Origin of the sequence: Bartonella sp. AA81SXKL (genome assembly GCF_042196945.1) — a bacterium.
Lineage (GTDB): Bacteria > Pseudomonadota > Alphaproteobacteria > Rhizobiales > Rhizobiaceae > Bartonella.
Map to the genome: position 1 here is coordinate 1 of NZ_JBHIRH010000081.1, position 1,446 is coordinate 1,446.

Consider the following 1,446-nt stretch of genomic DNA (forward strand, 5'->3'; position numbering starts at 1 on the left):
ATACGCTCTAATTGCATGAGACGGTCAAGCGAAAGCACCCGTTGAAAATAGCGCCACATCTCATCATAGGGGGCAACACGGGTGCCATCATTGACCACAACCGGCGTTTCAAGCCAATTGTTGGTAATGGTTGCAAGGGACAACACATCATCAGGGACACTGGGTGCCATGGGTTGGTCTACTGAGATACCTTTGATGTAAACCACATTGCCCCCCGTGTTGAGACCAATACGGTCAATGCGGGGTAATTTGTAAGTATAACTGACGATAATATCACCACCTTGCGCCCCACCTGAGACAGTGATTTCCTGCGCTGTTACTTTATCAGCCGTGATTTTTGCGCGATAGCGGTAAGTCACCTTATAGCTGCTCCCTGCTAAAGGTTCGTCTCCTACGGGCGCCCAATCAATGGTGTCTCCGGTTTTTTTAAAATCTGTGCCTTCTTTAAATTCCTTAGTTCCTTGAACAATTTTGATAAAAGAGGTGATGCTTTTATCCGGCACCCCATCACGCCCAGCGGCAACGGCACCACGGGTGACGGTAACGGTCTTTTCTTTTGTCAACAAAAGAGATTGAATATCGGCAATAGGAAAATAATAGGGTTTAAAGGTGAAACTGTTTTTCCCTTTTGGGGGCGCAAAAATATGCGTTTCGCTTGGAACAACGCTTGTCGAAAAGTCCTCGAGTTCTTCATGACGCAAAGCCGCTAAGCGTTTGCGTTTAAAGCCATTGATATTGGCTTCTCCTTCTTGAATACTAAAGACTTGGCAACCGTTATTGGCTCCCAATGCGCTCACACGGCAGCCACTCACGATATAATGTCCATGGGCGCGGTCGTACGTCGCAATGGCTTGCATGGCGGGTTCAAGCAGTGAGGGCGATTTTTGATCAATCAGAACACCATCTTGTAAAATATAAACCGGAAAGAAAGTGCCATTCTGCGCATCCTCTTTTAGTGCCCAAACAAGCTTTGCTGTTTCGCGTGCCGCTCCAGGCTCTCCTTCTGCTAAGGTGCCAGGGACTTGCCCCAAGAGCTCTGGATCATCTTCGTGTGTTATCCATTTTTTTTGCAGCTTCACACCAATTTCCAAGCGCCCAATCATGGCAACATTGTTGAGTACAGCGGGTGCAACGGAAAAAATATCGCCTGCGATATAAATCTTGCCATCCGTTAAAGTGACGGTCCTTGTCTCTTTGTTGACAAAAGCATCAGCCCGTTCAACGCGGTCTCCTTCTTGTGCCACAAGGCGCCCCAAACGGTCATGCCGCCCCCTTATAATGGTTTGAACCTCATTGAGTTCACCACTTTGAATAAAGGGACGCGTGCCATAAAACACCACGCTTTGTTGTTCCTCTTTGCCGCGAGATCTGTCAATTGCAAAGGGTAAACCACTTTCATGCTTCATATTAAAACCTCAATAAAATCTTGAATTGTTCGCGAACATC

General features: G+C 47.1%; 1 protein-coding gene. It reads right to left on the minus strand.

Translation table 11 applies throughout. The annotated features are described in order from the left end of the window. Positions 1-1,406: DUF4815 domain-containing protein (locus tag ACFINZ_RS09615; RefSeq protein ID WP_375701405.1), on the minus strand; the 1,406-nt coding region annotated here is incomplete at its 3' end. Positions 1,407-1,446: the final 40 nt, after the last annotated feature.